Annotated in this window: 23 protein-coding genes; 13 read left to right on the forward strand and 10 right to left on the reverse strand. The window is 33.9% G+C overall.

The genetic code is table 11. The features are described from left to right. Nucleotides 1-176 precede the first annotated feature (176 nt). The 3 genes from ACRD62_RS00260 to ACRD62_RS00270 all read left to right on the forward strand — a co-directional run bounded on the left by ACRD62_RS00260 (nucleotide 177) and on the right by ACRD62_RS00270 (nucleotide 3,480). Nucleotides 177-935, forward strand: a complete 759-nt coding sequence (locus tag ACRD62_RS00260; protein WP_430818113.1) for a UDP-2,3-diacylglucosamine diphosphatase — start codon at nucleotides 177-179, stop codon at nucleotides 933-935. A 22-nt stretch (nucleotides 936-957) separates the two neighbouring features. Beyond that, nucleotides 958-2,046 carry a 3-oxoacyl-ACP synthase III family protein gene (locus tag ACRD62_RS00265; protein WP_430818114.1) on the forward strand — a complete coding sequence of 363 codons (1,089 nt, stop codon included), beginning with the start codon at nucleotides 958-960 and terminating at the stop codon, nucleotides 2,044-2,046. A 147-nt stretch (nucleotides 2,047-2,193) separates the two neighbouring features. Further along, complete coding sequence (locus ACRD62_RS00270; protein ID WP_430818115.1) at nucleotides 2,194-3,480, forward strand: DNA recombination protein RmuC; 1,287 nt, start codon at nucleotides 2,194-2,196, stop codon at nucleotides 3,478-3,480. Here ACRD62_RS00270 and ACRD62_RS00275 read toward each other — a convergent pair. The 4 genes from ACRD62_RS00275 to ACRD62_RS00290 all read right to left on the reverse strand — a co-directional run bounded on the left by ACRD62_RS00275 (nucleotide 3,477) and on the right by ACRD62_RS00290 (nucleotide 7,719). Then, on the reverse strand, nucleotides 3,477-4,589 hold the full coding sequence (locus ACRD62_RS00275) for a glycosyltransferase (protein ID WP_430818116.1): 1,113 nt from the start codon (nucleotides 4,587-4,589) through the stop codon (nucleotides 3,477-3,479). The genes ACRD62_RS00270 and ACRD62_RS00275 overlap by 4 nt on opposite strands. A 61-nt stretch (nucleotides 4,590-4,650) precedes the next feature. Further along, on the reverse strand, nucleotides 4,651-5,700 hold the full coding sequence (locus tag ACRD62_RS00280; RefSeq protein WP_430818117.1) for an HU family DNA-binding protein: 1,050 nt from the start codon (nucleotides 5,698-5,700) through the stop codon (nucleotides 4,651-4,653). Between the two features lie 113 nt (nucleotides 5,701-5,813). After that, entirely contained in the window at nucleotides 5,814-6,740 is a 927-nt protein-coding gene (locus tag ACRD62_RS00285) for a lysylphosphatidylglycerol synthase domain-containing protein (protein ID WP_430818118.1), read from the reverse strand. After that, nucleotides 6,730-7,719 carry a lysylphosphatidylglycerol synthase transmembrane domain-containing protein gene (locus ACRD62_RS00290; protein WP_430818119.1) on the reverse strand — a complete coding sequence of 330 codons (990 nt, stop codon included), beginning with the start codon at nucleotides 7,717-7,719 and terminating at the stop codon, nucleotides 6,730-6,732. The genes ACRD62_RS00285 and ACRD62_RS00290 overlap by 11 nt, the downstream gene beginning before the upstream one ends. Before the next feature lie 151 nt (nucleotides 7,720-7,870). Between ACRD62_RS00290 and rsmA the strand changes: the two genes are divergently transcribed. From rsmA to ACRD62_RS00315, 5 genes are all read left to right on the forward strand, one after another. Then, nucleotides 7,871-8,647, forward strand: coding sequence for a 16S rRNA (adenine(1518)-N(6)/adenine(1519)-N(6))-dimethyltransferase RsmA (gene rsmA / locus ACRD62_RS00295; RefSeq protein WP_430818120.1), 777 nt, complete (start codon nucleotides 7,871-7,873; stop codon nucleotides 8,645-8,647). A gap of 27 nt (nucleotides 8,648-8,674) precedes the next feature. Next, entirely contained in the window at nucleotides 8,675-10,039 is a 1,365-nt protein-coding gene (mgtE, locus tag ACRD62_RS00300; RefSeq protein WP_430818121.1) for a magnesium transporter, read from the forward strand. A 128-nt stretch (nucleotides 10,040-10,167) separates the two neighbouring features. After that, the gene (locus tag ACRD62_RS00305; protein WP_430818122.1) at nucleotides 10,168-11,028 is read left to right on the forward strand and encodes a hypothetical protein; all 861 of its coding nucleotides are present in this window, start codon (nucleotides 10,168-10,170) and stop codon (nucleotides 11,026-11,028) included. A 136-nt stretch (nucleotides 11,029-11,164) separates the two neighbouring features. Continuing rightward, nucleotides 11,165-11,758 carry a class I SAM-dependent methyltransferase gene (locus ACRD62_RS00310; RefSeq protein ID WP_430818123.1) on the forward strand — a complete coding sequence of 198 codons (594 nt, stop codon included), beginning with the start codon at nucleotides 11,165-11,167 and terminating at the stop codon, nucleotides 11,756-11,758. Nucleotides 11,759-11,813: 55 nt separating this feature from the next. After that, nucleotides 11,814-12,515, forward strand: coding sequence for an SIMPL domain-containing protein (locus tag ACRD62_RS00315; protein WP_430818124.1), 702 nt, complete (start codon nucleotides 11,814-11,816; stop codon nucleotides 12,513-12,515). 63 nt (nucleotides 12,516-12,578) lie between these two features. Here the strand turns inward: ACRD62_RS00315 and ACRD62_RS00320 are convergent, their stop codons facing one another. Beyond that, nucleotides 12,579-14,273, reverse strand: coding sequence for a Na/Pi cotransporter family protein (locus ACRD62_RS00320; RefSeq protein ID WP_430818125.1), 1,695 nt, complete (start codon nucleotides 14,271-14,273; stop codon nucleotides 12,579-12,581). A 771-nt stretch (nucleotides 14,274-15,044) separates the two neighbouring features. Here ACRD62_RS00320 and ACRD62_RS00325 point away from each other — a divergent pair. Beyond that, nucleotides 15,045-16,340 (forward strand): O-acetylhomoserine aminocarboxypropyltransferase/cysteine synthase family protein, encoded by a 1,296-nt coding sequence (locus ACRD62_RS00325; RefSeq protein WP_430818126.1) that lies wholly within the window; start codon nucleotides 15,045-15,047, stop codon nucleotides 16,338-16,340. 153 nt (nucleotides 16,341-16,493) lie between these two features. Next, a complete protein-coding gene (locus tag ACRD62_RS00330) occupies nucleotides 16,494-17,690 on the forward strand; it encodes a homoserine dehydrogenase (protein WP_430818127.1) in 1,197 nt (398 codons plus the stop codon). A gap of 86 nt (nucleotides 17,691-17,776) precedes the next feature. Here the strand turns inward: ACRD62_RS00330 and ACRD62_RS00335 are convergent, their stop codons facing one another. Both ACRD62_RS00335 and hemW read right to left on the reverse strand, forming a co-directional pair. Continuing rightward, on the reverse strand, nucleotides 17,777-18,628 hold the full coding sequence (locus ACRD62_RS00335; protein ID WP_430818128.1) for a cation diffusion facilitator family transporter: 852 nt from the start codon (nucleotides 18,626-18,628) through the stop codon (nucleotides 17,777-17,779). A gap of 125 nt (nucleotides 18,629-18,753) precedes the next feature. After that, nucleotides 18,754-19,890, reverse strand: coding sequence for a radical SAM family heme chaperone HemW (hemW, locus tag ACRD62_RS00340; RefSeq protein WP_430818129.1), 1,137 nt, complete (start codon nucleotides 19,888-19,890; stop codon nucleotides 18,754-18,756). A 106-nt stretch (nucleotides 19,891-19,996) separates the two neighbouring features. On the opposite strand from hemW, the gene ACRD62_RS00345 reads away from it, so the two are divergent. Continuing rightward, entirely contained in the window at nucleotides 19,997-20,419 is a 423-nt protein-coding gene (locus ACRD62_RS00345; RefSeq protein ID WP_430818130.1) for a VanZ family protein, read from the forward strand. Here the strand turns inward: ACRD62_RS00345 and ACRD62_RS00350 are convergent. From ACRD62_RS00350 to rpiB, 3 genes are read right to left on the reverse strand one after another with little or no spacing between them, the layout of a single operon-like run. After that, the gene (locus ACRD62_RS00350; protein WP_430818131.1) at nucleotides 20,409-20,852 is read right to left on the reverse strand and encodes an RrF2 family transcriptional regulator; all 444 of its coding nucleotides are present in this window, start codon (nucleotides 20,850-20,852) and stop codon (nucleotides 20,409-20,411) included. The genes ACRD62_RS00345 and ACRD62_RS00350 overlap by 11 nt on opposite strands. A 46-nt stretch (nucleotides 20,853-20,898) precedes the next feature. Next, entirely contained in the window at nucleotides 20,899-22,257 is a 1,359-nt protein-coding gene (locus ACRD62_RS00355; protein WP_430818132.1) for a lactate utilization protein B, read from the reverse strand. Between the two features lie 5 nt (nucleotides 22,258-22,262). Beyond that, nucleotides 22,263-22,697: a ribose 5-phosphate isomerase B gene (rpiB, locus tag ACRD62_RS00360; RefSeq protein ID WP_430818133.1), complete on the reverse strand. Its 435-nt coding sequence runs from the start codon at nucleotides 22,695-22,697 to the stop codon at nucleotides 22,263-22,265. Nucleotides 22,698-23,161: 464 nt separating this feature from the next. Here rpiB and nadA point away from each other — a divergent pair, with 464 nt between their 5' ends. Together nadA and ACRD62_RS00370 are read left to right on the forward strand one after the other, a co-directional pair. Then, on the forward strand, nucleotides 23,162-24,157 hold the full coding sequence (nadA, locus tag ACRD62_RS00365; RefSeq protein ID WP_430818134.1) for a quinolinate synthase NadA: 996 nt from the start codon (nucleotides 23,162-23,164) through the stop codon (nucleotides 24,155-24,157). A gap of 18 nt (nucleotides 24,158-24,175) precedes the next feature. Beyond that, nucleotides 24,176-24,568 carry a response regulator gene (locus ACRD62_RS00370; RefSeq protein ID WP_430818135.1) on the forward strand — a complete coding sequence of 131 codons (393 nt, stop codon included), beginning with the start codon at nucleotides 24,176-24,178 and terminating at the stop codon, nucleotides 24,566-24,568. Nucleotide 24,569 lies beyond the last annotated feature (1 nt).

A 24,569-nucleotide genomic window follows, 5' to 3' on the forward strand; every position in this document is an offset into this window, starting at 1 on the left:
ATTCTAATGAATAGTTTATCAACTATTTGAATATTATTTTCCAGTATTCAAAAATAGAAGAATGTCAAATTGAAGCTAAACCAGAAGAGAGTCAAAAATACATTTGGTTACATCAGGTATTTTCTGATATATTTGTCCGTTAATTGGCCCAATCGGTTAGTAAAACAAGTAAACTTTTGAATTCGAAGAAAATATATTTTGCCTCAGATGTACACCTGGGTGCACCAGGAATTAAAAATCACCGGGAACACGAAATCCGGTTTGTTAATTGGCTCGATTCTATTAAAAGAGATGCAGCTGAGATATATTTAATGGGAGACATCTTCGATTTTTGGTTTGAATACAAAAAAGCTGTACCCAGAGGTTTTACCCGTTTTCTGGGTAAATTAAGCGAGATTACCGATAGCGGAATTCCTGTTCATTTTTTTACCGGCAACCATGATATTTGGGTATTCGATTACTTAAGCTCAGAGTGTGGAGTAGTAGTACATCGTGAACCTGTAATTAAACAACTAGAAGGAAAAACTTTCTTTCTGGCTCATGGAGATGGATTAGGTAACTACGACAGACATTATAATTTTTTGAAATCTGTTTTCACAAACCGATTTGCTCAATGGCTATTTAGTTGGATACATCCTAACTTAGGCATTGGACTGGCCGATTTTTGGTCGGGTAAAAGTAGAGATAAGAATAATAAGATATACGGAAGCCATTATCTTGGTGATGATAAAGAATGGTCTGTTCTTTATGCCAAAGATGTGCTGAAGAAACAAGCTATTGATTATTTTATTTTTGGTCACAGGCATGTGGCTCGAAAGGTAAGTGTGGGACCTGAGAGCGAGTTGATTTTTCTGGGCGACTGGATTCAACATTTTTCATATGCTGTGATTGAAAACAACCGTGTGGAATTAAAATATTTCAATAGCGAAGTATAGTTTGATATAGAAATAGAGAGTAATGAAACCGAAAGCAGGTATTTATGCTGTGGTTACCGGAACCGGTAGCTACATTCCACCTCATATTGTGGAAAATGCAGATTTTGCAAACAATCGTTTCTTCAACGAAGATGGTACTGTTATTGATACCCCTGGTGATGAGATTGTGCAAAAGTTCAAACAAATCACCGACATAGAACAACGTCGTTGTGCAGATAATAATCATGTTACTTCCGATCTGGCCATGTTTGCAGCCGAAAAAGCTTTGGAAGCAGCCAGTTTCGATCCGGAAAACCTGGATTACATCATCGTTTCGCATAATCTTGGTGACATGAAACACGGTTCGATGTATCCTGATATCCTACCAACACTTGCCTCAAGAGTAAAGAAAAAACTTGGTATCAAAAATCCGAAAACCATTGCTTACGACATTACTTTTGGTTGTCCGGGTTGGACACAAGCCATGATTCAGGCCAATTATTACATCAAATCGGGCGATGCTAAAAGTGCTTTGGTAATTGGAGCAGATACCCTGAGTCGTGCCATGGAACCACACGATCGCGATTCAATGATATTTGCCGATGGGGCAGGAGCAGTAATTTTAGAAGCCAGGGAAAGCAAAGAACCTATAGGAATATTAAAACATGCTGCTCAAACCGATACAGAAGAATACATTGAAATTTTAAGAATGAATGAACCATTTAATCCTGAACTAAAAGGCGATCATCAATATCTTAAAATGATGGGTAGAAAAGTTTACAACTATGCTTTAACCAATGTTCCTCAACTGGTAAAAGAATGTTTGGATATCAATGGTCTTCAATTGTCGGATGTGAATAAAATATTAATCCATCAGGCAAATTCCAAAATGGATGAAGCAATCTTAAAACGTATTTTCCGTTTGTATGGACGTAAAGATGTTGACATGAGCGTGATGCCTATGACAATAAATACACTTGGTAACAGCAGTGTGGCAACCGTTCCAACATTGTTGGATTTAGTTGTACGCGGTCAACTGGAGGGACATGAATTAAAAAGCGGTGACTACGTAATGATGACATCAGTAGGCGCCGGTATGAATATCAATGCATTTATGTACAAAATGCCTTAAGATCGATTTCTAAAATCAGATATACAGACAAAGCAGCCCAAGGGCTGCTTTTTTTATCCTGATAAATGAATTTTTGTACTTAAATAAACTGGCTTCGTTTGTGTAGCAGTAATTGTTATTTTTATCATCTCATATAATCTTTATCAGATGGAGTCAATAGTAATATTTTCGCTACTTAGTCTTATAATTGGAGTTATTGCCACTTTTATATTCTTTAATTTCCGATTGAATCAATCAAAAATAATCAATGCCAGTACCCTAACTGATAAAGACCGCCTCGAGGTTGAAAACCAACAATTAAAGTCAGCCCTTGAACAATACCGGCTTCAGGCAGAAGATTTGAGTAATAGGCTTACAGGTGTTGATGTTGAAAACAATCATTTACTTCAACAGATAAAAGAATTAAAAGAAGAAAAAAAACAGATTGAACAACGCCTTACTACTGAATTTGAAAACATTGCAAACCGAATATTAAACAAAAGTGCTGATCAAATAAGTCTTGATCAAAATAAGCGGCTGTCGGATGTTCTCAATCCTTTCAAGGAAAAAATTGAATCGTTTGAACGAAAGGTAAATGAAACATACGAAAAGGAATTACGCGATAAACTGAATCTTGAGTCTGAGGTAAAACGTCTATACGAACTGAACCAAAAGATAAGTATCGAAGCAGGTAATCTTACCAAGGCACTAAAGGGTGATGTGAAGAAAATGGGTAATTGGGGCGAATTGATACTTGAACGGGTATTGGAACAGTCGGGATTGCGCCAGGGAAGTGAGTACGAAAGGGAAGTGGTAGATAAGAACAGTGATGGTAAAATTATTCGTCCGGATGTGATTGTGCATCTACCCGATGAAAAACACATCATTATTGACTCAAAGGTTTCGCTTACCGCATATGAGCGATATGTTAATGCCGAATCGGAAGAAAGTAAAAATATAGCCTTAAAAGAGCATGTTATCAGTGTGCGAAGACATATCAGTGAACTTCACGAAAAGAAATACGCCAGTTCATCTAGTTTTAATACCCCCGATTTTGTGCTGATGTTTATTCCCGTTGAAGCATCTTTTGCTGCAGCTGTTGAAGCCGATCAGGATTTGTTTTCTTTAGCCTGGGAAAAAAAGATAGTACCCGTTAGTCCTTCAACCTTACTGGCAACTCTGCGAACAATAGCTTCCATCTGGAAACAGGAAAATCAAAACAAAAATGCCCTGGAAATAGCCCAACGCAGTGGTGATTTATACGATAAACTGGTTGGATTTATCTCTGATCTTGAAAAAGTGGGAAAAACAATTGAACAGGCCGGAGGTCATTTCGATAATGCGATGAACAAACTAAGCACCGGAAAAGGGAACCTTATCAGCCGTGCTGAAAAGATTCGTGAACTGGGAGCAAAAAATACCAAGCAGATTCCTCCTCAATTAATGAACGATTAAGTTTTAATAGTCCGACCTTTCCAATGAAGCTTAAAAAATAAAGGATAAGACAAAACCAGTAACATATAAAAGGGATAAATAAATTGATAAAAGAACAGCAAACGTAAACAAGGCACAAAAGAAAAAAACTTGCTACCTTCCTTTATGATTCTGACATCGGCTGCAACCCGAATGATAAAAACGACTAAAAACAATAGCGCTGAAGAAGGATAGAAGAAAGCTCCTACCATAAAAACGGCCTGTAAAAGGTTGGTTAAGGCTACCACAGCACCTGTTGATAAAATAGTCGCATCAGAATAATTTCGTGCTTTTACAGCCCACCTTGACTTCTGTTTGATAAGTTTACCATAGGTTGGTTCAGTTGGAGTATAAACAATCGCATCCTTCGATTTGATATAGTGAATATTTAAATTCTTCTTTTTTGCCCATTCGAGTAAAAACATATCATCACCTGAGGCAACTTTGTCATTCATATCAGCCTCGAGATACAAACTTTTTTTACAAGCCAGATTAGCTCCATTAAGCATAATGGCATTGTTATTTAAAGCTGCTGCACCGCCTGTAATCTGAAGGGCTGTAAACTCATACAACTGAAAAGAAGATAAGAAGCTTTCAGATTGAATTTGTTGCACCGGTCCAATCAAAAGGTCAGAGCCGTTTTCATTGTAATAATGTGCTATTGCAGATAACCAATTATCCTCAAAAGTACAGTCGGCATCGGTGGTTACAATTAACTCACCTTTTGCATGTTTTGCACCTGTCTGCAATGCACTCTTTTTTCCTCCTCTATCAGCATTAGTTAAACATTTTACTTGTACACCAAGATTGTCAATCAATGCACTACAATTTTCTATCCCATTATCCTCCGAGTAGTCATCCACCAATATTAGCTCCCAGCCTCTATAAGTCTGATTTGATAAGGATCGTAATAATACCGGTAAGTTTTTTTCTTCGTTCCGATAAGCAATTATAACTGAGATAAAAGGTCCGTTTAAAGAACCATCAAATGTCAATGAGGATGTATTCTTCCATATTTTTCTCCATCGTTCTGATTGTTGAAAATATAGAACAACAGGCAAAAAAGATAATATGGAGATAATCCAAATCATTTTTAGGCAATAAAAAAGCCAGATATCAATTGATACCTGACTATGATTTATTTTAAGTTTCTTATTGACGTTTGGTTAAGATCCAGGATTCAATACGATTACTGTTAAGTATTTCTTCCTGCCTTTGCTGAGCCTTATAAACTTTATCGAAAGACTCAATACTAACTAAAGTCATTGAGTTATGCTGAATAGTTGTACATTTATCAAAACCTTTAGCTTCAAGTGATTTAATGTAACGCAATGCGTTTTCATTACTTTTAAAACTGCCAACTATGATATGATGAGGCTTATCAATGGCTACAGGCTGAACAACAACAGGTTTTTCCTCCTTCTTCACCTCAGGACCCGCAACAACATTACCCTGCAGTTTATCGTCTAACTTAATACTGTCTTCAGTTTTTGGTTTTTCTACCGGTTGAGTTTTAACCTCTTTTTTAACGGGTGTTTTATCATTATTGAAAAACGAGAAATAAACAATTACACCAATAATGGGAAGCAAAACAAAAATGATTAAGAAAATTAGAATTGATCGATTCCTTCTTTTCTTGTCTTCCTCAATATATTGGTTTGTTACATTGGTAACACTCGTTTTTGATTCCTCAACCAACTTTGGTTCTTCAAACTTTTCTTCCACTTTTTCTTCTTCCACTTCTACCAAAGGATCCTCATTAACCATCGTGATTCCGGGAGTTTCGACACTATCTTCAACCGACTCTTCCTCTTTTACATCTTCTTTAACAAAACCGTCAATATCAAGTAACTCATTTTCCTCTTTAAGGTCTTCTTCTCCATTTACCTCCTCAGCCTGGGTAAACCTAAGTATTCCGGTTGCATCTTTTGTGAAGGTTCCTAATCCGTTAATGATATATTCACCTGATGAATCAAGTTTTTGTTTAACTTCTTCAACATACTTATCTACCTTTTCTGAGGCTTGTTCAGATGTAATACCTTCATTAGAGGCAACATAATCAATTAATAGACCATCATTAAAACTCAAAAAGTTATTAAATAAGATGGTAAATCCATTTTCTTTTGCAACGATGAAAGCTCCGAAATTAGGAATGATAACCCGGTTATTTTCTTTTATGAGGGAAAGTATGTGTTTTTCCATTATTGATGCGAAATCAGGTTAATGATTAATATTCAAGGTTTAAAGATAATCAGAATTCTAAAAATAGAAATAGATTTAAAGACCTCTTTTTAATGAAATACACGAAGATTTTCTTATAAACCCTTTTTAATGTGTAATATCACTCCTCCAATTAAGGCAGGAAAAACTACATTAAAGACCCATAATCCTAAAATAACAATTAATAAAACAGGTTCATTTACACCTAAACGGGCAAAAACAAGAATGGCAGCTGAACCACGTATACCAACATCTGCAAGTAAAAATGATGGAATAAGAGTGATAACAAAAAAATAGACAGGACTTAATTGAAGAACATCAACAAAATCTAGCTCTGGAGCAAACAAAATCATTACAATGATTAATTGTAAATTGAAAACCATGTAACGTACAATTGTTAGAAATGTGGCATTTATTAATACTGAAGACTTAATTTTTTTAACTACAGCCCAGATAGTCTTCATCCTATCTCTAAAATATATTCTTAATATAACCAGAAATAACCCAATAAAAAGTGGTGGTATAATAAGTATGAAAAGGTAATTATTATTGAGATTAATATTTATTTGGACACCCACCATATAAAAAGCAATGATTCCAAAAAATCCTATTACTATATTTTGAATCAAGCCTCCGGTACTGGTCATTAGTAATGCATGAATTCTTTGCTCCTTCTGTATTAAAAGCATACGTCCTCCTGGCTCAGCAACACGGGCAGGAGATCCAACAGCTGTAAATGATCCTGCAAAAAATTGTTTCAATGCATCCCGAAAAGATATTTTTATGAATGGGCCAATCAGAACCTGCCATTTTTTAGTCTCTGATAGGATATTGAGGATCCATAGTAATAAAAAAACCAGTATTAAATTAGCTTGATACCACCCAAATTTTATGGTAAAATTAACCTTATCCCAATATTGAAAATTTATTAACCGATCATAAATGAAATAATAAGCGGCAAGAGAAATTAAGTAGAAGATGAGTCGCTTCAGTATTCTATTCCGAAGCCAGCTAACTTGCATTGGAGGGTCGGTTAATAAACGGCAAAACAATAAAGGCAATTAAACCAACAACAATGATCATCGTATTTTGAGCTGCATGAACAACCAATGCAAAAACACCTGCTGAGTCTGCCGCAATACCATAAAGCTTTAATGTAGCAATAACCATAAAATGCCATGGTCCGATTCCACCCTGAACAGGTGCCAACATTCCCAGACTTCCGGTTAATAAAATGGTAATACCTGCATCAATTGTTAGTCCGGATGTTTGATTCATACTAAAGAAACAAACATATATCATTAGAAAATACATTGTCCAGATAAAGAGAGTATGAAAAATAAAAGCAGGCACATTTTTTATTTTTCTATAAGATTGCAATCCGTCGTAAAATTTATGCCAAAGATTTCGTAAACGACTCAGAAACGACAAACGAGATGAAAAACGGAAGACAACAAGTATACAGATTACAATTAAAGCCAGAATAGCATAAAATATGGGTGATGTAAATAAACTGGTGATACCCGAAATATTCACATTGTTTTGCAGCAACTCTAAAAATAAATCAAACTGAAGTATTAAAACCACAATAGTAATCAAAACGAGCATTAATAAATCTGATAAACGTTCGGCTACAACAGTTCCAACCACACGGGTAAAAGACATTTTTTCGTACTTGCTAATGACACCACAACGCGACACTTCTCCCATACGAGGAAACACCAGATTGGCCAAATAACCCGTCATAACAGCCCAAAAGGTATTACTCAAACGAGGTTTTCGTTCCACCGGTTCAATCAACATCTGCCAGCGTAAAGCACGACTTAAATGGCTCAATAAACCCAGCACAACCGATAAACCAATCCATTTAAAATCAACATCATTCTTTAAAACCTGCAATATTTCATCAGCTTTCTGATCTTTATATAATTGCCAGATGATAAACAAACCTATAGAAGGGAATAAAATGTATTGGATTAATTTGGAAAGTTGCTTCTTCAATTTTGAAAGATTTTAATTTTTTAGGTACCTTCAGCAGTGCTCTGATATTAAAAATATACCTTTGCATCCGTTAAAAAGCGTCGAAAGATATACAATAATGTTTTGTCGACAAAAATGCTTTTTCAAGTAAACCTACTTTACAGTTTCAAAAATGGTAAGAGCTAAAAAACATCTTGGACAACATTTCCTCCGTGATCTCGATATTGCACAACGTATTGTTGACAGCCTGTCTGCATCGCAAAAAAGAGTGTTGGAACTGGGTCCCGGAACAGGTGTTCTTACCCAATATCTGGTCAAAAGAAAAGATATTGATTTAAAGTTGGTTGAGCTTGATATTGAATCAGTTGATTACCTTAAAGCACATTATTTTGAATTAGAAGGTCGTATCTTTTTTAAAGACTTCCTGAAGATTGATTTAAAAGAGTTTTTTACAGAGCCTTTTGCCTTAATTGGAAACTTTCCTTACAATATTTCAGGACCCATCTTTTTTAGAGTTTTTGAATATCGAAATCAAATACCTGAGGTGGTTGGAATGCTTCAAAAAGAAGTAGCAGAACGTTTGGCTGCTGGTCCGGGATCAAAAACATATGGTGTTTTAAGTGTTTTATTGCAGGCTTTTTTCAACATCGAATACCTGTTTACAGTTGATGAACATGTATTTGATCCGCCTCCGAAAGTAAAATCAGGTGTAATCCGACTTGTAAGAAATGATGTTGAATCGCTGGGTTGTGATGAAAAATTATTTGTTAAGGTGGTTAAAGCAATCTTTAATCAGCGACGAAAAGCTATTCGCAATTCCTTAAAAGCAATTGAATTCAATAAGGAAGCAATCAGCGATCATGACTATTTAACCCGTAGACCTGAACAAATGAGCGTTCAGGACTTTATAGAATTAACAAAAATGGTGGAGGCAAATCCTATCCGCTGATTTTGAATATGTAAAAGCAGTATTATTATGGCGAATTTCGAATTAACCAGAGAGTATATAGATCGCTTACAGGAACTTATTTCTGCAAAAGATGAGGATGCTATAAACTCGCTTGTATCCGATCTTCACCCTGCAGATATTGCTGAAATTTATGAAGAATTAACCATTGAGGAAGCAAAATTTCTTTACTTCCTGATGGATGATGATAAAGCTGCCGATGTTCTAACGGAGCTTGAAGAAGACGATCGACGACGATTTCTCGACAGTTTGCCAAGTGAGGTAATTGCAAAACGTTTTATCGATAACATGGATTCTGATGATGCCGCCGACATCATTGGAGAAATGGACGATGAACGCCAGCAGGAAGTACTTTCACACCTTGAGGACATTACTACAGCCGGTGATATTGCCGATCTGTTAAATTACGATGAGAATACTGCCGGTGGTTTGATGGCCAAGGAGCTTATCAAGGTTAAAGAAAACTGGAATATTCCAACGTGTTTACGCAGTATGCGTCGCCAGGCTGAAGAAGTTGACGAAATTTACTATGTATATGTAGTTGATAACGATGGAATTCTAAAAGGTACTCTTTCACTAAAACGGATGCTGTTAAGTCCTGTTGATTCCATTGTGAGCGAAATTTATAATTCTGATGTTATTTCTGTTAAGGTTGATGTTGATGCAGAAGATGTAAGTTACATTATGGATAAATATGGTCTGGTAGCTCTTCCGGTAATTGATTCCATCGGAAGACTGGTTGGACGAATCACCATCGATGACGTGGTAGATGTAATTCGTGAAGAAGCTGAAAAAGACTACCAGTTAGCCTCGGGTTTGACAAACGATGTAGAAGCTTCGGATAATGTAATTCGGCATACCCGTGCCCGCATTCCTTGGTTATTAATAGGTTTATTAGGGGGAATTCTGGGATCCAGAGTTATTGGAGGTTTTGAAAGCATCATCGATGATCATCCTCAGTTATCCTTTTTTATGGGATTAATTGCGGCTATGGGAGGAAACGTAGGGATGCAATCATCAGCTATTGTAGTTCAATCCTTAGCATCCGGAAGTATAGGTCTGGAATCAACTGGAGGTAAACTATTAAAAGAGATTTTAATAGCCCTTTTAAACGCCACCATTTTATCAATACTCATTTTTACTTATAATAAAGTTGCAAGCGAAGATATAGCACTTACCTTAACAGTAACAGCAGCAATGTTTTCGGTTGTTGTGTTTGCCAGCTTATTCGGAACCTTTGTTCCTTTACTTTTAAATCGTATGAAAATTGATCCTGCTGTTGCAACAGGTCCCTTCGTTACTACAATGAACGACATCATTGGTATGTTTATATACTTAACCATCGGTAGTTTCTTCTTCGCCCTTTTGGTATAATTGGTTTTCATTTTATTGAAAGACACCATCCTTTTGTTGCGAAAAACCGCTTATACGTTTAATTTTTTATTTTTAGAAATTATGATGAAGTAGTTTTACTCATAGATTAAATATTACTTCATTTCATCATGAAAATTATTACGCAGACAATATTGTTATTAGCGTTTGTTTCAAATGTATCGTGTTCTAAAAAAGTACATGTTGAAACCAAATGGCAATCCTCAAAAATCACTGTAGATGGAGATCCTTCAGACTGGAACATTCCACTTCGATTATTTGATTCAAATACAAAGCTTAACTACGAGATTACGAATAATTACGAAGGTATCTTTTTTGCCTTTCGAATTAATGAAATGAGTAAAATCAATCAGTTTAATCAAAATGGAATTACCATTGAACTTAATGCCGCTTCATCAAAAAAATCATCACATACTTTAAAGTATCCTGTTGGTGGTGGCAGACCAATGCGTCCGTTAAATGGCGAAGAACAAGCTGAATTTAACCCACAAGACAATGAGATGCCAAAAATGGATGAAATGCCAATGCAACAAGTCAGTATTTCATTAAAAGGACTTTCCGGCTATAATAAAGAGGTTGTTTTAGCTATGGAAGAAGTAACCGATATAAAAGCATCACATTATTTTGATATGGAAAACGAACAATTATTTTGCGAGATTTTCATTCCATACAAAAGTATTAATCCATACACTGATAACATACTTGAAAATAATTCAATATATAACATCATTCTTTCATTAGGATCGGGTGATAATAACAGACCTGGACCACCTCCCGAAGGTGGTATGCATGATAATGGGGGCATGCAGGGACCTCCGGGGCAAGGAGGTCCGCCTCCTGGTGGAGGTATGCCTGGAGGTGGAATGAATGGTGAAGGTCAAGGTGGACCACCTGATATGAACAACAACTCGCAATCAAAAACTCAAAATATTAAATTAGAAGTGCAGTTGGCAAAACAGCCTACAGAATAATGACGATTGAATACTTTTTTCAAAAATCCGGACTAATTAATTTTGGTTCGGATTTTTTTATATCTCTTTCCTAACAAAAGAAAAACTCTTAGCTTATTCCATTGTTGAATATCAATAAACCATCAAAATAATACAAATGAAAGAAATGTGGGACGACCGCTTCAAAAATCCTGAATACGCATATGGAATAGAACCAAATCGGGAATTCAAGGAATTTATTAATCAGCAAAAACCCGGGAAAATTTTATTATTGGGTGAGGGTGAAGGAAGAAATGCAGTTTATGCAGCAAGTTTAGGATGGGAAGTGACAGCTGTGGATTTTAGTGAAGAAGGAAAAAAAAAGGCCCTTCAGCTAGCCAACAAACACAATGTTGAAGTAAACTATATAATTCAGGACGTTACAGAATATGATGCACCCGAAAATACCTTTGATTGTATTGCCCTTATATTTTTACATATGCCTTCTGAAGGTTTGTATCCAATGCTGCAAAATCTTCATAAAACATTAACTGACAGAGGAAATTTGTTTATCATCGGCTTTCATACCGATCAACTGAATTACTCAAGTGGAGGACCTAAAAAAGAAGATTGGTTATTGACTTCAGAAAAATTAAAAGTTGAATTGTCTGAATATACAATCATAAAGAATGATCATATTCTAACCGAATTATCACAAGGTTATGCTCATCAGGGTAAAGGTAGTATTGTTATATTCAATGCTACTAAGTAACTTCATCAATATTTAAATTTGTTACAATCTATTAATCTAATCTTAATTCAACGTAATGATGAAGAAATCCCTAATTCTTAATATCCTGCTGTTCGTAACACTGACAATCAGTGCACAAACAAGCAAAAATTTTATTGATCAGCCCTATATTGAGGTAAGTGGTAAAGCTGAATTAGAAATTGTTCCAGACATGATTTACCTTAAAGTAGTGATTGATGAAAAAGATTCAAAGACTAAGGCTACATTAGAACAACAAGAGCAAAAAATGATGAAGGCCCTGGCGGGTATTGGAGTTGACACCAAAAAAGATGTCGCTGTAATTGATTACACAAGTAAGTTTCAGGAACATTGGATCAAACGCACCAATATTAATACCTCAAAACAATATGAAATACTGGTTCATAGCGGTAAAATGGTTGCTGAAATATTCATAGAACTTGAAAAAATAGATATCTCTAATATTTCAGTTACAAAACTTGATCATACAAAGATAGAGGAATATAGAAAAGAAGTGAAAATATTGGCTATTAGAGCCGCAAAAAGCAAGGCTGAAATATTAATGGAAGCAATTGGTCAGAAAGCAGGAAAGGCTCTGTATATTCAGGAAATAAGCCGGAATATATATCAACCTCGAACTATGGCTTCGAATACTATTATGAAACTCAGTTCTGCTGCATCGGATCAATATATACCTGATGTAGAATTTCAAAAATTGAATCTGGAAGCAGAAATACAGGCACGTTTTGTAATCGAATAAGTAGACCTGAAACATTAAAAAAGCCGCAGTAAAACTGCGGCTTGAAAATATAATCAGATAAAATTACTGCGGATTTACTTCAGCCAATGCTTCAGTTACATTAATTATGAAGTCACCTATTTTTTCACACTCCGAGAATAAATCATTAAAGATTATACCTGCCTCATAAGTATAAACTTCGTTTTTAATATTGTCTAAGTGTTCAACTTTTAATTGATTTCGATAACTGTTAATTTCCATTTCCAATAATTTAGCTTTTTCTAAATTGACAGTTTCAGAGCTGTCTTCTAAATTATGGATCATTAATACAATGGCTTCATCAACAAGGCTAAACATCAACTCCAGCTTCTTCATTATTTCATCCGAAAACTTGATGTTTGAGTTGCGCATACGAACCATTGTTCGTGCTAAATTATAATTACTGTCAGCTATACTTTCAAGATCATTAACTACCTTAAACATTGCCCTTACGCGCTTTCTTCCCAAATCACTTAATCTTCCCTGATTAACCTGAGCAAGGTAATTAGCAATTTCAACTTCAACATTATCTGAAATACCCTCATACTTCTCAATACGGGCAAATTTTTTGGTAAACTTTACATCTTTATCAGTTACAGCAAGCTTTTTAACCATCTCAAACATCTTTTGAGTTAGCTGACCAAACCAATGTATTTCCTTCCTCGCTTGTATCACCGATAATTCAGATGTAGATAACATTCCTGTAGTAATGAACTTTAATCTAAATTCTTCATCTTCATTTTCAGTAGCTGGTACTAATCTGACTACTGCATTTTGAAACAATGGTACAAACCAAATAAAAATCAGAACATTTATAACGTTAAAGGAAGTATGAAAAATAGATAAAGCTGTTGGAATGGCAGTAACTGATTCGTTAGGTGAAGCACCGAACTTTTGTGTCATAAAATAGTCAATACCTCCAACAAAAGTTTTAAAGATCAACAACATCCAGATTACACCCAAAAGATTGAATAATAAATGAACCCGAGCAGCACGCTTTGCAGATACATTTGCCACAGCCGCCGCGAGATTGGCTGTAATAGTGGTTCCTATGTTTTCGCCCATTACCATAGCTGCTGCTAAATGAAATGGGATCCATCCCTGTGTACACATTACAAAAGTTAAGGCCATGGTAGCACTCGATGATTGTATAACAATGGTAAGTACGGTACCTATAAATAAAAATATAAGTGTCGAACCAAAACCAAGATTAGTGTAATTTTGAACGAAACTCAGAACTTCAGGATTTTCCTTAATATTTGGAACAGAATCCTTTAGGTATTCTAAACCTAAGAAAAGTAATGCAAATCCAACCAAAAATTCACCCCATGATCTTCGTGAGGCATTTTTTGAAAATATCAATGGAAGGCCAATACCTATCATTGGCAGTGCATATGCACTAATTTTTACCTTAAATCCAAATAAAGTAATAATCCATCCAGTAACAGTTGTACCAATGTTAGCTCCCATAATAACGCCAATTGATTCTACAAGTGACATCAAACCGGCATTAACAAAACTAACCAACATTACAGTTGTTGCTGATGAAGATTGAATGATGGTTGTTACTAAAAATCCTGTTAGAACACCTAAAAACCTGTTAGATGTCATTGCAGACAAGATTTTTCGCATTCGAGATCCCGCAACTTTTTGGAGAGCCTCACTCATCATCTTCATTCCATACAGGAATAAACCCAATGAACCTACTAGAGTTAATAAATCAAAAAGTGAATAATTCATGTTAATTGTAGTAGCTATTCTTAAAATTTAAAATTCAGATTCAAATATGCCAATTTTTCAACTTATTAGCTTAAATATTCAAATGAATTAACACAATTTTCTGGAAAATAGCTTAAAGGACAGATTATGTATAATTAATCTGATTAGAAAAAGAAGGAAATTTTAATAAAGAAGACAATTAAAATACAACCAAAACAATTATCAGAGAAAGGATAAAAATTTGAAGAATCAGAAATCGTTCAGGAATACCAATGCTTTTAAGGTTTTTTTGTAATTGTAAAATTGCCATCTTCATAACACGATGATTTTAAAACGATTATTCTAAATCATTTTGATTAACAAAAATTGAAATGTTTCCAGTTAATAAGGTTAGACGAGTCTTTTTTTAAAAGGTTGCTTTAATTTTAAAATTTTGTTGATTTAATATTTACATAAATACCTAAAGTATTACATTAGTGATATTTACGGATATCATTAAAAAATATCCTATATATTTTAAATGCTAAATTTTACCTGATTTATTTTTTTTTAATACTAAAATGTCTTTATTTGCTTTGCATATGAAATTATTAAATAATCATATAGAAACTATCCGGATTGGTGAACTTACATCACCAATATGTGCTTCATGTACAACAATGATGTGTATGATGATGACAATGTAATTGTCACAACGCATCGTATCTGAAAATCAAAAAAGACATACTAAACAGACCGGTGCGAAAGCTCCGGAAGTTAAACGTGGAATATTAACCATAAAAATTAAATACTATGTCTGATTTTCAATTTGAAACACTGCAATTACACGCCGGACACGACGTTGATCAAACTACACTCTCGAGAGCGGTACCAATTTACCAAACCAGTTCATATCTGTTTAAAGATTCTGAACATGCAGCCAACTTATTCGGGTTAAAAGAATTCGGAAACATCTATACCCGAATTATGAATCCAACCACTGATGTTTTTGAGAAACGTATGGCTGCCTTAGAAGGTGGAGTTGCAGCTGTAGCAGTATCATCAGGTCAGGCAGCTCAGTTTATTGCTTTAACAAACTTTTTGGAGGCAGGTGATAATTTTGTATCTACATCATACTTGTATGGTGGTACATACAACCAATTTAAGGTACAATTTAAACGTTTGGGCATAAAAGTTAAGTTTGTTGAAGGTGATGATCCATCTTTATTTGAAGATGCTATTGATGAAGGAACCAAAGCTATTTACATCGAAACAATTGGAAATCCACGTTTTAATATTCCTGATTTTGAAGCTATAGCAGCTATCGCAAAGAAGCACAATATTCCATTAATTGTAGATAATACATTCGGTGCTGGCGGGTATCTATTCCGACCACTGGAACATGGTGCTAACGTTGTTGTAGAATCAGCAACTAAGTGGATTGGAGGCCATGGAACTTCTATTGGTGGTGTAATTGTTGACGGTGGTAATTTCAATTGGGGTAATGGTAAATTTCCATTATTTACAGAACCGTCAGAAGGATATCATGGATTGAAATTTTGGGAAGTATTTGGAGAAGGAAGTCCGTTTGGTAATATTGCATTCGCTATCAGGGCAAGGGTTGAAGGTTTACGTGATTATGGATCTGCCTTAAGCCCTTTTAACTCATTCCTATTGATTCAAGGGTTGGAAACTTTATCATTACGTGTCGATCGCCATGTAGAAAATGCACAGGAAATAGCAAAATGGCTTGAGAGTCACGATAAGGTTGAGTATGTAAGCTATCCTGGTTTGGAATCAAGTCCTTATCATGAACTGGCTAAAAAATACTTAAAAAAAGGTTTTGGTGGAGTAATGAGTTTCAAGATTAAAGGTGCAACAACCAATGCCGATAATTTCATTCAGAATTTGAATTTAATTAGTCACCTGGCCAATATTGGTGATGCTAAATCATTAATTATTCATCCAAGCTCAACTACGCACGAACAGTTATCTCTTGAAGAACAAAAAGCTTCTGGTGTTGAACCTGGTCTATTGCGTCTTTCGGTTGGTATTGAACATATCGATGATATAAAGGCTGATATACAACAAGCATTCGATAAATTATAACATTAGCAATCACAGAATTTACTGAGTGAAGAGTATTCAAATTACATTAGAAACACAACTTGCAATTTTGGTAAAATCTGTGATTTCATTTTTCAATCATTTGAAACTTTCTGTTGATTAACTTTATTTTTGCAGACAAATTGAAACATTATAATGAAACAGAAACTAAATATCGGATTGTTTGGTTTTGGTGTTGTAGGAGAAGGACTGTATGAAGTTTTAAAAACCAGTCCCTCTTTTGATGCTAAAATAACCAAGATATGTGTTAAAAATAAAAAGCCTCGTTCCATCTCTGAAGATCATTTCTGCTACGATCCTGATCAGATATTAGAAGATCCTGAAATAAATACAGTAGTTGAATTAATTGATAATGCCGATCAGGCATATGCGATTGTTAAAAAAGCACTTCAAAAAGGTAAAAACGTCGTTTCGGCCAATAAAAAAATGCTTGCTGAAAATCTGAGTGAAATGCTTCAACTACAAAAAGAGAACAATGTGTCATTGTTATACGAAGCGTCGGCATGTGGAAGTATACCTGTTATCAGAAATTTAGAAGAGTATTACGACAACGATTTATTATTATCCGTTACAGGTATATTAAATGGTTCATCCAACTACATTCTTTCTAAAATTTTTGACCACAACCAATCGTATACTACAGCATTAAAAGATGCTCAGGATCTGGGTTTTGCCGAGAGTGATCCTTCATTTGATGTAGAAGGTTATGATTCACTTTTTAAATTAATCATTCTTACTCTTCATAGTTTTGGAACCGTAATTGATCCAAAAGATGTTTTAACTTATGGTATATCAAATATCTCTGATTTCGATATTAAATATGCCCGCGAAAAAGGTCAGAAAATAAAACTGGTTGCTCAGGTTGAACGACTTGAAGATAAAAACATCAGTTTATTTGTTCTACCACGTTTTCTGGGTAAAGATAAATACATCTATAGTGTTGAAGATGAATTCAATGGAGTAGTAATTAAAGGCTTAGCTTACGACAAACAGTTTATGTTTGGAAAAGGGGCAGGAGCACATCCAACAGGATCAGCGGTTTTATCTGATATTACCGCTTTGGCTCATAATTACTCTTACGAATACAAAAAATTAAATTATTCCGGAGGCTTTACTTATAATAAAGATAAGGCTATTGAGTTATATGTTCGCTTTAAAGATGAGAGTGTACTCAAACACTTTAATTTTGAGCAAATAAATGAAGAATACCGTGGTCCAGAAAATAGTTACAAAATAGGTTTAATTAAAATTTCAGAGCTTCTGAAAATACAGGATAAACTGCGTGAACTGGATATATTTATTGCTATTACAGGATCGACATTAAACTACTAAACACATAAATTATAAGATACTAAAGGGCAATTAATTTGCCCTTTTTTGTTTTATTAAATTTACTTTACACAGATTATAATCAAATATTACAACGCATCTATATGCACAGTAGCTTGAATATCATGATTTTGTTTAATTAAAATCTCATACTTAGTTCCAATTTCATGAGCTTCATCCAGACTTAAAGTTCCTGGTAATCGAATATGAACTGTCATTTCTGTGTGATTACCATAATGATGAATCAAAAAATGATGCGGACGAATATCATAATCACATACCTGACCGGAAAGTTCAATAATTTCCTTCTGTAAAACTTCATCAATAGACTCACCTAATAAATGGCTGATATTATCCTTTAGAATAGTATAGGTAGTATGGAATAATAGAATTGATACACAAATACCCAGAACTCCATCAATCCACCAGTAATAATCACCTAAAAAGATACCTATTAATATAATGGCTGAAGAAATAGCATCGGATCGATGGTGCCAACCATCAGCTATCATTGATCTAGATTTGGTTTTTCTTCCAATAATTATTGAATATTGTGCCATCAATTCTTTAACAACAACTGATATAATGGTTACAATCATGGCTAATTTGCCAAAAACCACTTCTTCGTGACTTCTAAGTTTTACAATAGATTCCATCAGAAAATTAAAACCTATTACAGCCAATAAAATCCCAACCACCAATGAAGCTATAATTTCAGCTCGTCCATGTCCGTATGGATGCTCATCATCAGCTGGCATAGCCGAAATTTTTAAACCTACTAAAACCGCAACTGAAGATATACTATCACTTAAAGTATGCCAGGCATCAGCTATAATAGCAACAGATCCGCTTACAACACCAGCCCAAAACTTGATAGCAAATAAGCCAATATTCAAAATAATAGATGTATAAGTTGCAATAATACCTGATTTATTTTCCATTTCTTTTTAGGTTTGATATAATCAATTCATTTAAATCTAATAAATATTAAATAACTAAAATCAATTATTAATTTAATAATCTACCTATTACGTTAATATAATCACAGAAAAACAATAATAGCAATTCAATCTTCTGTAACGTAAAACAAATCAGAAATAATACGATCAGTTATAAATTTCTTATCCCGGGTAACTTTACACCACCCATCTACAACTTCTATATTACCAAATTTTAACTGTTTTTCAACTTCCCTAAAGGCAAAAACCTTAAGATCAGAATTGGTCAACTGATTAATAAACTCATAATCGAAACCTTTGGAGGTTCTCAATCCTAGCATTATTCTTTCGTTGTATATATCAATAGGAGAGAGTATCTCATCTTCCCAAAAGCCTTTTCCTGATGTAACTTTATTACTGTAACCAACAAGATCTCTGACATTCCAACGACGAATCTTTCCATCAAATGAGTGAGCAGAAGGACCTATTCCAAGGTAAGGTTCGCCTGTCCAGTAACTGCTATTGTGTTTTGAATACAATCCTGGTTTAGCAAAATTAGATATCTCATAGTTTTCAAATCCTGCACTTTCAAGTTTTTTAACCAGAATTTCAAACTGATCAAAACTTACTTCTTCCGGTAATTCCTTTAATTTTCCTTTTTTCAGTAATTCGTAATAAGGGGTACCTTTTTCAAACGTTAAATGATAAGCAGATATATGTTGAACATCAGCATCTATAGCTAAATCTATATTCCGATTCCATTCATCCCAGCTCATATATGGTAAACCATAAATCAAATCAATACTCACATTATTAACAGATGATTCTTTTAAAATTCGAATTGCATCATGTGCCTGTTTAGCATTGTGCCTACGATTCATTTTTCGTAAATGGGCATCATGAAAACTCTGAATTCCCATACTCACACGATTTACACCTAATTGATGTAAACCTTTGATGTATTCTTGAGTCACATCATCAGGATTTACTTCAACAGTAATTTCTTCTATTTGAGTGAAATCAAAATTACTTCGGAGATATTCAAAAATGATTTGCCACTCAGTAAAAGTTAAAACTGATGGAGTACCTCCTCCAAAATAAAGAGTCTTAATATAATCAATGTTAAAAAAATCCTTTTGTAACAATATTTCTTTGCAGATTGCATTTATAAAACTAGATTTCAAACTCTGATCTGTTGTTTTATAAAAATCACAATATGAACATCTGGTATAGCAAAAAGGAATATGTGCGTAAATGCCCGCCATGTCTAAGATTGTTTCACGTGAAACATTGTGTTTCAGTGCATTATTAACAGTTTATCAACACTTTTTAAACAATTCCGTTATAGTTATTAACAATTTAGAATTTAAAATGTCAAGATTCATAAAATACCACAAAACATTAACCATAATGTTGGTTGTTACCTTCTTAAGTTTGATGAATACATCCGATATAGAGCCTCGAAAAATATTTTCAATTCCACATTTCGATAAAATTGTTCATTTCCTGATGTATTTCACAATGGCTTTTTTTCTTATGTTTGAGTACTACCTTCATCACAAACATAAAATTACACGTATAGTTCAAATACTTTTAATTCCTCTATTTTGGGGAGCCAGCATGGAAATGGCACAATTTTTATTAACCAATTATCGTGGAGCAGAATGGTGGGATATGATTGCTAATACTTTAGGAGTAATAACAGCTTATTTCTTTGTGTATATTTTTAGACATAACAAATTAATAAGCTATCTGATACTCTTTCCCTTTAATAAAAGACAACCTATAATTTAATATAGTCGCCTTTTTCTTTCATATTAGTAATGATTTTTTCAATGCTTTCGTTCACAAAAAAGTCCTTCATCTGCTTACGAATATCATGATACTGATCGTGTACAGGACAAGCTTTTCCTTCACTATGATTACTCTTACATGATTTTAAGCCAATCAAACAGTTTGTAAAAACATCTTCTCCATCAATTATTGAAACAATATCATAAAGAGTAATTTCCCCAGGTTTTCGTCCTAAACCAAACCCACCATGTGGTCCTTTGGTACTTTTTAACAACTTCTGTTTGGCTAAACTTTGAAGAATCTTTCCCAAAAATGGAGTTGGAATATCGAGTTCTTTTGATATTTGTTTAATTCCTATTTTTTTTCCTTCATCATCGTTTACAGCTAAATAAATAACTGCACGAATAGCGTATTTACAAGTATTTGATAGCATGTTGATTTATTTGAAGGCTAAAATAAAGAAAATCATTATAAAACCTTTAACTCTTTTTATTCTTTCTATACTGCTTACTAAAACTTTTTGAAGAAAAGTCAGACAAGTCCTTATTTTCACCTATCAACTGGTGCTGAAATGATTCTTTCATCAAGTTTTTTATACTTCCACTAAATAAATCCATTTTCTTTCTATCAGATAGAACTGAATACATCGATTTATTAACAAAACTACCTTTTGAAGCTTGCTGTCTATTGTATAAAAGTAATTTGGTTAATGGTATTTTTACCGGACAAACCTCTTCACATTTACCACAAAGTGATGAAGCAAAACTTAGATGATTATAATCTCCAAAATCTTTAAAGTGAGGAGAAATAACAGAACCTATTGGACCACTATAGGTCGCAGCATATGTATAACCACCAATGTTTTTATAAACAGGGCAGTAATTTAAACAGGCACCACATCTTATACATTTAAGTGATTGTCTAATTTCAGGATCACTGTATAACTGACTACGTTTATTATCAAGAAGAAATACAACCATTCTTTCAGGACCATCTGTTTCATTTATCTTTTTTGGTCCAAAAAATACATTGCTATAAACAGTTAGCTGTTGCCCTGTTCCATGAGCAGCCAAAACAGGCCACATTTTAGCAAGATCATTTATGGATGGAATAACTTTTTCAATACCAACAATAACTATATGTGTTTTAGGCATTGAAGCAGATAAAAATGCATTTCCTTCATTTTCAGTAACAGCAATGGCACCTTCTTTGGCACAAATAAAGTTACCTCCAGTTATTCCAACATCAGCTGTAAGAAACTTATTTCGAAGATAATGACGAACAAAATCTGTCATCTCTTCAGCAGAAAGATTCAGATCAGTACCAAAATGTTTATTGAATAACTGGGCAACATCGGTTTTTGATTTATGCATCGCTGGTGTAACAATATGATAAGGTTTTTCACCAGCTACCTGCACAATAAATTCTCCTAAGTCAGTTTCAACAGACTCAATTCCTCTTTCTTCCAGATGTTCATTTAATTCAACTTCTTCCGAAACCATCGATTTACTTTTAACAAGCATTTTGGTTTCTTCATCTTTTAGAACTTCAGCAATCTGTTCAATCAATGAATTAGCATCTTCAGCCCAATAAACATCAATTCCATTATTCTTTGCATTCTCTTCAAATTCAATTAGCAAATCGGGAAGTCTGTTAATCACTTCATTTTTAATATCTGCAGTAATTTCTTTAGCTAATTCAAAATCAGAAAAACGTAATTTTCCTGCCTGAACAGCTACATCGTACTTCGAAATATTAAAGTTAATAGTTTTACGATGTTGTAAATCACTGGCAATCTTAGCTGATTGCTTTTTAAATATTTTAGCCTGATTAGTCAATTTAATTACAAAGGAATTTTATCTATTCTTTTTTGATGTCTTCCACCTTCAAAACCGGTATTCAAGAACTTATTCACAATATCAATGGCTTGTTCATTACTAACAAATCTGCCAGGTATTGAACAAATATTGGCATCGTTATGGAGACGAGCCAATTCAGAAATTTCAGCATTCCAACACAATGCTGCTCTAATGCCCTGGTGCTTATTAGCAGTCATATTAATACCATTGCCACTTCCACAAACTGAAATTCCAATTTCAAATTCATGATTTTCAACAGCTGAAGCCATAGGATGAGCATAATCAGCATAATCTGTACTCTCATCAGAATAAGTTCCGAAATCTTTTACTTCTAATCCTTTTTCAACCAGATATTTTTTTATTACTTCCTTAACAGGAAATCCTGCATGATCTGCAGCTAAAGCTATTGATTTAAACATTGTTCCGTTATTTTGTATTGCAAATATAACAATGCTTTGCGGCTTATTTCACTCTTTGTGAATAAACACATAAATATTTGTTAATAACTTGTGAAAAGCCGGTAGTTACTTTTTAAAAATATATCTTGATTGTTTTAACTTTTTTTTACATACAAAGGTTAGGTAATAGGGTGGGTGTTTAAAAAGGAATTTTTTAAGTGATACTTTTGAACGGTCTTAAATATCGTTTTACACACATTGAAAAAAAGAAATTATTAAATTTGAACTTTATTAACGATTTGTTGAAAGGATTCAAAAGTGAATTAATATCAATCGTTTATAACGATTAACTAATGTTAATAAGTGGTTAATTAAAATGGTTTCTTTGGTAAAAAGTTATTCTCAAAGTAATTTTCGAAATATTTGCTAACCAAATTAACAGCATAATATCATCACTATATTTTATTTATTTATTCTATTAAAATATGAATATAAAGAGTAGTTGGTTGAAAAGTGGATTTGTGGACGAACCGGTTCCAACTAATATTGATTTGATACAGGAAATCAATCGTATAAAGAAAGAAAAGAATGCCATAATAATGGGGCATTACTATCAAAAGGATGAATTACAGGATATTGCAGATTTTGTTGGTGATAGTTTAGCTTTGGCTCAACAAGCTGCTACAACCAATGCAGATATAATTGTACTTGCCGGAGTTCACTTTATGGGCGAGACTGCTAAAATTTTATCTCCTGATAAAACAGTTTTAGTACCTGATTTAAACGCCGGATGTAGTTTAGCCGATAGTTGTCCACCTGACGCTTTTAAAGAGTTTGTTGAGAACCATCCTGGCCATACTGTTCTTACCTATGTTAATACAACCGCTAAAATTAAGGCATTATCCGATATTGTTGTTACCAGTACTAACGCTAAAAGTATTGTTGATAGTCTGCCTAAGGATGAAAAAATAATTTTCGGTCCTGATAGAAATTTAGGCAATTATTTAAATGGTATAACAGGACGTGAGATGGTTCTATGGAATGGGGCTTGTCATGTACATGAAAAGTTTTCTGTAGAGAAGATAGTTGAATTGAAAAAAGAATTTCCTGATGCATTGGTATTGGCACATCCTGAATGTAAAAAGCCGCTTCTAATATTGGCAGATTATGTTGGAAGTACTGCAGCTCTGTTAAAATTCAGTATTAATTCAGAGGCAAAACAATTTATTGTTGCAACTGAATCTGGTATTATTCATCAAATGAAAAAGGCTTGTCCTGATAAAGAATTTATACCAGCTCCACCTAATGATTCTACATGTGCTTGCAACGATTGTGAGTATATGAAGCTAAATACCATAGAAAAGTTGTATAATTGTTTAAAATATGAATGGCCTACTATTGAAGTATCAGAGGATATTAGAGTAGAGGCTGTAAAACCGATTAACAGAATGTTGGATATTTCTGAAAAATTCGGTCTCTAATAATACCTAAACCATAATATGCAAAAGCTTCAAAATCCTTTATCAGTATTGTTGGTTGAAGATAATGTACTCAATCAAAAGCTTATCTTTCTTAATTTATCTAAGTATGGCTTTATTATTGATATTGCCAATAATGGTCAGGAAGCTTTGGATAAATTGGAAGTAAATACTTACGATCTAATTCTGATGGATTTAATGATGCCTATCATGGATGGGTTGGAAACTACTGTAGCCATACGAGATCAGGAAAAAATTACAAAAAAGCATATGCCAATTATTGGTTTAACAGCCAATACATATGATGCTGATCGTGATAAATGTCTTGCTTATGGTATGGATGAATATATGGCTAAACCCTTTGATTTAAAAGAGTTTTTTACCAATATTACTAATTTAGGTCTAATCAAATAGT

The sequence above is a fragment of the Carboxylicivirga caseinilyticus genome (genome assembly GCF_050589785.1).
GTDB classification, from domain to species: domain Bacteria; phylum Bacteroidota; class Bacteroidia; order Bacteroidales; family Marinilabiliaceae; genus Carboxylicivirga; species Carboxylicivirga caseinilyticus.

Bases quoted from the DNA above. Each gene is read 5' to 3' on its own strand.
- ACRD62_RS00265 (WP_430818114.1), top strand. From the start codon at position 958: ATGAAACCGAAAGCAGGTATTTATGCTGTGGTTACCGGAACCGGTAGC.
- ACRD62_RS00270 (WP_430818115.1), top strand. From the start codon at position 2,194: ATGGAGTCAATAGTAATATTTTCGCTACTTAGTCTTATAATTGGAGTT.
- ACRD62_RS00275 (WP_430818116.1), bottom strand. From the start codon at position 4,589: ATGATTTGGATTATCTCCATATTATCTTTTTTGCCTGTTGTTCTATAT.
- ACRD62_RS00280 (WP_430818117.1), bottom strand. From the start codon at position 5,700: ATGGAAAAACACATACTTTCCCTCATAAAAGAAAATAACCGGGTTATC.
- ACRD62_RS00285 (WP_430818118.1), bottom strand. From the start codon at position 6,740: ATGCAAGTTAGCTGGCTTCGGAATAGAATACTGAAGCGACTCATCTTC.
- rsmA (WP_430818120.1), top strand. From the start codon at position 7,871: ATGGTAAGAGCTAAAAAACATCTTGGACAACATTTCCTCCGTGATCTC.
- mgtE (WP_430818121.1), top strand. From the start codon at position 8,675: ATGGCGAATTTCGAATTAACCAGAGAGTATATAGATCGCTTACAGGAA.
- ACRD62_RS00305 (WP_430818122.1), top strand. From the start codon at position 10,168: ATGAAAATTATTACGCAGACAATATTGTTATTAGCGTTTGTTTCAAAT.
- ACRD62_RS00310 (WP_430818123.1), top strand. From the start codon at position 11,165: ATGAAAGAAATGTGGGACGACCGCTTCAAAAATCCTGAATACGCATAT.
- ACRD62_RS00315 (WP_430818124.1), top strand. From the start codon at position 11,814: ATGATGAAGAAATCCCTAATTCTTAATATCCTGCTGTTCGTAACACTG.
- ACRD62_RS00320 (WP_430818125.1), bottom strand. From the start codon at position 14,273: ATGAATTATTCACTTTTTGATTTATTAACTCTAGTAGGTTCATTGGGT.
- ACRD62_RS00325 (WP_430818126.1), top strand. From the start codon at position 15,045: ATGTCTGATTTTCAATTTGAAACACTGCAATTACACGCCGGACACGAC.
- ACRD62_RS00330 (WP_430818127.1), top strand. From the start codon at position 16,494: ATGAAACAGAAACTAAATATCGGATTGTTTGGTTTTGGTGTTGTAGGA.
- ACRD62_RS00335 (WP_430818128.1), bottom strand. From the start codon at position 18,628: ATGGAAAATAAATCAGGTATTATTGCAACTTATACATCTATTATTTTG.
- hemW (WP_430818129.1), bottom strand. From the start codon at position 19,890: ATGGCGGGCATTTACGCACATATTCCTTTTTGCTATACCAGATGTTCA.
- ACRD62_RS00345 (WP_430818130.1), top strand. From the start codon at position 19,997: ATGTCAAGATTCATAAAATACCACAAAACATTAACCATAATGTTGGTT.
- ACRD62_RS00350 (WP_430818131.1), bottom strand. From the start codon at position 20,852: ATGCTATCAAATACTTGTAAATACGCTATTCGTGCAGTTATTTATTTA.
- rpiB (WP_430818133.1), bottom strand. From the start codon at position 22,697: ATGTTTAAATCAATAGCTTTAGCTGCAGATCATGCAGGATTTCCTGTT.
- nadA (WP_430818134.1), top strand. From the start codon at position 23,162: ATGAATATAAAGAGTAGTTGGTTGAAAAGTGGATTTGTGGACGAACCG.
- ACRD62_RS00370 (WP_430818135.1), top strand. From the start codon at position 24,176: ATGCAAAAGCTTCAAAATCCTTTATCAGTATTGTTGGTTGAAGATAAT.